At 48.6% G+C, this 5,514-nt stretch carries 2 tRNA genes and 3 rRNA genes; all 5 read left to right on the top strand.

Annotated features, from left to right (window positions below):
- The first annotated feature begins 173 nt into the window (after positions 1 to 173).
- A 16S ribosomal RNA gene (locus ACXM0J_RS18480) occupies positions 174 to 1,711 on the top strand.
- 59 nt (positions 1,712 to 1,770) lie between these two features.
- Positions 1,771 to 1,847: transfer RNA gene (locus ACXM0J_RS18475), tRNA-Ile, on the top strand.
- Between the two features lie 55 nt (positions 1,848 to 1,902).
- Positions 1,903 to 1,978, top strand: a tRNA-Ala gene (locus ACXM0J_RS18470).
- 340 nt (positions 1,979 to 2,318) lie between these two features.
- Positions 2,319 to 5,209, top strand: a 23S ribosomal RNA gene (locus ACXM0J_RS18465).
- Positions 5,210 to 5,395: 186 nt separating this feature from the next.
- Positions 5,396 to 5,510: ribosomal RNA gene (gene rrf, locus ACXM0J_RS18460) — 5S ribosomal RNA — on the top strand.
- Together the 16S, 23S and 5S rRNA genes with 2 tRNA genes alongside form the textbook arrangement of a ribosomal RNA operon.
- Positions 5,511 to 5,514 lie beyond the last annotated feature (4 nt).

Below are 5,514 nucleotides of genomic sequence, written 5' to 3'. Positions count from 1 at the left end.
ATCATTAAGAGAATTGAAGAACAACTTGTGTGGATTTTTACTGATTGATTAATCGAAATAATTTTCATTGATTGATTGGTTTAAATTACTCGAAGTTTATTTGAGCGAAATTTAAGTCAGTAATTGATGAGCCAGAATTGGCACCTTGTCTATAATAAGGTGCAAAATGATTTTAACTGAAGAGTTTGATCATGGCTCAGATTGAACGCTGGCGGCAGGCTTAACACATGCAAGTCGAGCGGAGAGAGGTAGCTTGCTACTGATCTTAGCGGCGGACGGGTGAGTAATGCTTAGGAATCTGCCTATTAGTGGGGGACAACATTTCGAAAGGAATGCTAATACCGCATACGTCCTACGGGAGAAAGCAGGGGATCTTCGGACCTTGCGCTAATAGATGAGCCTAAGTCGGATTAGCTAGTTGGTGGGGTAAAGGCCTACCAAGGCGACGATCTGTAGCGGGTCTGAGAGGATGATCCGCCACACTGGGACTGAGACACGGCCCAGACTCCTACGGGAGGCAGCAGTGGGGAATATTGGACAATGGGCGCAAGCCTGATCCAGCCATGCCGCGTGTGTGAAGAAGGCCTTATGGTTGTAAAGCACTTTAAGCGAGGAGGAGGCTACTTTAGATAATACCTAGAGATAGTGGACGTTACTCGCAGAATAAGCACCGGCTAACTCTGTGCCAGCAGCCGCGGTAATACAGAGGGTGCAAGCGTTAATCGGATTTACTGGGCGTAAAGCGCGCGTAGGCGGCTAATTAAGTCAAATGTGAAATCCCCGAGCTTAACTTGGGAATTGCATTCGATACTGGTTAGCTAGAGTGTGGGAGAGGATGGTAGAATTCCAGGTGTAGCGGTGAAATGCGTAGAGATCTGGAGGAATACCGATGGCGAAGGCAGCCATCTGGCCTAACACTGACGCTGAGGTGCGAAAGCATGGGGAGCAAACAGGATTAGATACCCTGGTAGTCCATGCCGTAAACGATGTCTACTAGCCGTTGGGGCCTTTGAGGCTTTAGTGGCGCAGCTAACGCGATAAGTAGACCGCCTGGGGAGTACGGTCGCAAGACTAAAACTCAAATGAATTGACGGGGGCCCGCACAAGCGGTGGAGCATGTGGTTTAATTCGATGCAACGCGAAGAACCTTACCTGGCCTTGACATAGTAAGAACTTTCCAGAGATGGATTGGTGCCTTCGGGAACTTACATACAGGTGCTGCATGGCTGTCGTCAGCTCGTGTCGTGAGATGTTGGGTTAAGTCCCGCAACGAGCGCAACCCTTTTCCTTATTTGCCAGCGAGTAATGTCGGGAACTTTAAGGATACTGCCAGTGACAAACTGGAGGAAGGCGGGGACGACGTCAAGTCATCATGGCCCTTACGGCCAGGGCTACACACGTGCTACAATGGTCGGTACAAAGGGTTGCTACCTAGCGATAGGATGCTAATCTCAAAAAGCCGATCGTAGTCCGGATTGGAGTCTGCAACTCGACTCCATGAAGTCGGAATCGCTAGTAATCGCGGATCAGAATGCCGCGGTGAATACGTTCCCGGGCCTTGTACACACCGCCCGTCACACCATGGGAGTTTGTTGCACCAGAAGTAGCTAGCCTAACTGCAAAGAGGGCGGTTACCACGGTGTGGCCGATGACTGGGGTGAAGTCGTAACAAGGTAGCCGTAGGGGAACCTGCGGCTGGATCACCTCCTTAACGAAAGATTGACGATTGGTAAGAATCCACAACAAGTTGTTCTTCATAGATGTATCTGAGGGTCTGTAGCTCAGTTGGTTAGAGCACACGCTTGATAAGCGTGGGGTCACAAGTTCAAGTCTTGTCAGACCCACCATGACTTTGACTGGTTGAAGTTATAGATAAAAGATACATGACTGATGATGTAAGCTGGGGACTTAGCTTAGTTGGTAGAGCGCCTGCTTTGCACGCAGGAGGTCAGGAGTTCGACTCTCCTAGTCTCCACCAGAACTTAAGAGAAGTTCGGATTACAGAAATTAGTAAATAGAGATTTAGATCTTGGTTTATTAACTTCTGTGATTTAAGTATCACGGTATTAAGCATGACCTGACGAAGGCATGTTTATTCATTAACAGATTGGCAAAATTGAGTCTGAAATAAATTGTTCACTCAAGAGTTTAGATTAAGCAATTAATCTGAATGAATTGAGAACTAGCAAATTAACTGAATCAAGCGTTTTGGTATATGAATTTAGATTGAAGCTGTACAGTGTTTAAATACACAGTACTCTAAACTGAAATGTTGAAGTTACTAACTTGTAGGTAACATCGACTGTTTGGGGTTGTATAGTCAAGTAATTAAGTGCATGTGGTGGATGCCTTGGCAGTCAGAGGCGATGAAAGACGTGATAGCCTGCGAAAAGCTCCGGGGAGGCGGCAAATATCCTTTGATCCGGAGATTTCTGAATGGGGGAACCCACCTACTTTAAGGTAGGTATTGCAACATGAATACATAGTGTTGCAAGGCGAACGAGGGGAAGTGAAACATCTCAGTACCCTTAGGAAAAGAAATCAATTGAGATTCCCTCAGTAGCGGCGAGCGAACGGGGATCAGCCCATTAAGTTATGTGTGTTTTAGTGGAACGCTCTGGGAAGTGCGAACGTAGAGGGTGATATTCCCGTACACGAAAGGGCACACATAATGATGACGAGTAGGGCGAGGCACGTGAAACCTTGTCTGAATATGGGGGGACCATCCTCCAAGGCTAAATACTCCTGACTGACCGATAGTGAACCAGTACCGTGAGGGAAAGGCGAAAAGAACCCCTGTGAGGGGAGTGAAATAGATCCTGAAACCGCATGCATACAAGCAGTGGGAGCACCTTCGTGGTGTGACTGCGTACCTTTTGTATAATGGGTCAGCGACTTATATTCAGTAGCGAGGTTAACCGTATAGGGGAGCCGTAGAGAAATCGAGTCTTAATAGGGCGTTTAGTTGCTGGGTATAGACCCGAAACCAGGCGATCTATCCATGAGCAGGTTGAAGGTTGGGTAACACTAACTGGAGGACCGAACCCACTGTCGTTGAAAAGCCAGGGGATGACTTGTGGATAGGGGTGAAAGGCTAATCAAGCCTGGTGATAGCTGGTTCTCCCCGAAAGCTATTTAGGTAGCGCCTCGGACGAATACCATAGGGGGTAGAGCACTGTTTCGGCTAGGGGGTCATCCCGACTTACCAAACCGATGCAAACTCCGAATACCTATGAGTACTATCCGGGAGACAGACTGCGGGTGCTAACGTCCGTAGTCAAGAGGAAAACAATCCAGACCGCCAGCTAAGGCCCCAAAATCATAGTTAAGTGGGAAACGATGTGGGAAGGCATAGACAGCTAGGAGGTTGGCTTAGAAGCAGCCACCCTTTAAAGAAAGCGTAATAGCTCACTAGTCGAGTCGGCCTGCGCGGAAGATGTAACGGGGCTAAAACTATGTGCCGAAGCTGCGGATTTGACATTAGTCAAGTGGTAGGGGAGCGTTCTGTAAGCCGATGAAGGTGTATTGAGAAGTATGCTGGAGGTATCAGAAGTGCGAATGCTGACGTGAGTAACGACAAAACGGGTGAAAAACCCGTTCGCCGAAAGACCAAGGGTTCCAGTCCAACGTTAATCGGGGCTGGGTGAGTCGACCCCTAAGGCGAGGCCGAAAGGCGTAGTCGATGGGAAATTGGTTAATATTCCAATACTTCTGTGTAATGCGATGAGAGGACGGAGAAGGTTAAGTCAGCCTGGCGTTGGTTGTCCAGGTGGAAGGATGTAGGTATGTATCTTAGGCAAATCCGGGGTACTCTATACTGAGATCCGATAGCAAGCTGTACTTGTACAGTGAAGTGGCTGATACCATGCTTCCAGGAAAAGTCTCTAAGCTTCAGTTACACAGGAATCGTACCCGAAACCGACACAGGTGGTCAGGTCGAGTAGACCAAGGCGCTTGAGAGAACTCTGCTGAAGGAACTAGGCAAAATGGTACCGTAACTTCGGGAGAAGGTACGCTGTTGTTGGTGATGGAACTTGCTTCCTGAGCTGACGACAGCCGCAGAAACCAGGCCGCTGCAACTGTTTATTAAAAACATAGCACTCTGCAAACACGAAAGTGGACGTATAGGGTGTGATGCCTGCCCGGTGCTGGAAGGTTAATTGATGGGGTTAGCGTAAGCGAAGCTCTTGATCGAAGCCCCAGTAAACGGCGGCCGTAACTATAACGGTCCTAAGGTAGCGAAATTCCTTGTCGGGTAAGTTCCGACCTGCACGAATGGCATAATGATGGCGGCGCTGTCTCCAGCAGAGGCTCAGTGAAATCGAAATCGCTGTGAAGATGCAGTGTACCCGCGGCTAGACGGAAAGACCCCGTGAACCTTTACTGCAGCTTGACACTGAACTTTGACCTTACTTGTGTAGGATAGGTGGGAGGCTTTGAAGTTGGAACGCTAGTTCCAATGGAGCCGTCCTTGAAATACCACCCTGGTAATGTTGAGGTTCTAACTCTGTCCCGTTATCCGGGACGAGGACCGTGTCTGGTGGGTAGTTTGACTGGGGCGGTCTCCTCCTAAAGAGTAACGGAGGAGTACGAAGGTGCGCTCAGCGTGGTCGGAAATCACGCGTAGAGTATAAAGGCAAAAGCGCGCTTAACTGCGAGACCCACAAGTCGAGCAGGTACGAAAGTAGGTCTTAGTGATCCGGTGGTTCTGTATGGAAGGGCCATCGCTCAACGGATAAAAGGTACTCTGGGGATAACAGGCTGATACCGCCCAAGAGTTCATATCGACGGCGGTGTTTGGCACCTCGATGTCGGCTCATCTCATCCTGGGGCTGAAGCAGGTCCCAAGGGTATGGCTGTTCGCCATTTAAAGAGGTACGCGAGCTGGGTTTAGAACGTCGTGAGACAGTTCGGTCCCTATCTACCGTGGGCGCTGGAAATTTGAGAGGATCTGCTCCTAGTACGAGAGGACCAGAGTGGACGAACCTCTGGTGTACCGGTTGTGACGCCAGTCGCATCGCCGGGTAGCTATGTTCGGAAGGGATAACCGCTGAAAGCATCTAAGCGGGAAGCCTACCTCAAGATAAGATTTCCCTAGGAATTTATTCCTCTAAAGAGCCGTTCGAGACTAGGACGTTGATAGGTTGGATGTGGAAGCATAGTGATATGTGAAGCTGACCAATACTAATTGCTCGTGAGGCTTGACTATACAACACCCAAGCAGTTGTATATGAAGCATCAATCGATTCATAAACATGCAAAGCAACTTGATTTAGTTAAACACTTAGCTAAAATGAACAACGAAAAATCAGATCAATCAGCCCATCTGTAAAGATTTGGAAAACGCAACGTGTCACACAGTGAATAAAACGAAGCAAGTATCCATACCAGTTGTGCTGGCGACCATAGCAAGAGTGAACCACCTGATCCCTTCCCGAACTCAGAAGTGAAACCTCTTAGCGCTGATGGTAGTGTGGGGTTACCCATGTGAGAGTAAGTCATCGCCAGCTCATT

Source organism: Acinetobacter sp. GRABPA_MV_2, assembly GCF_056725885.1.
The sequence above is the reverse complement of the archived record's forward strand: the minus strand, read 5'-3'. Positions and strand labels throughout refer to the sequence as shown.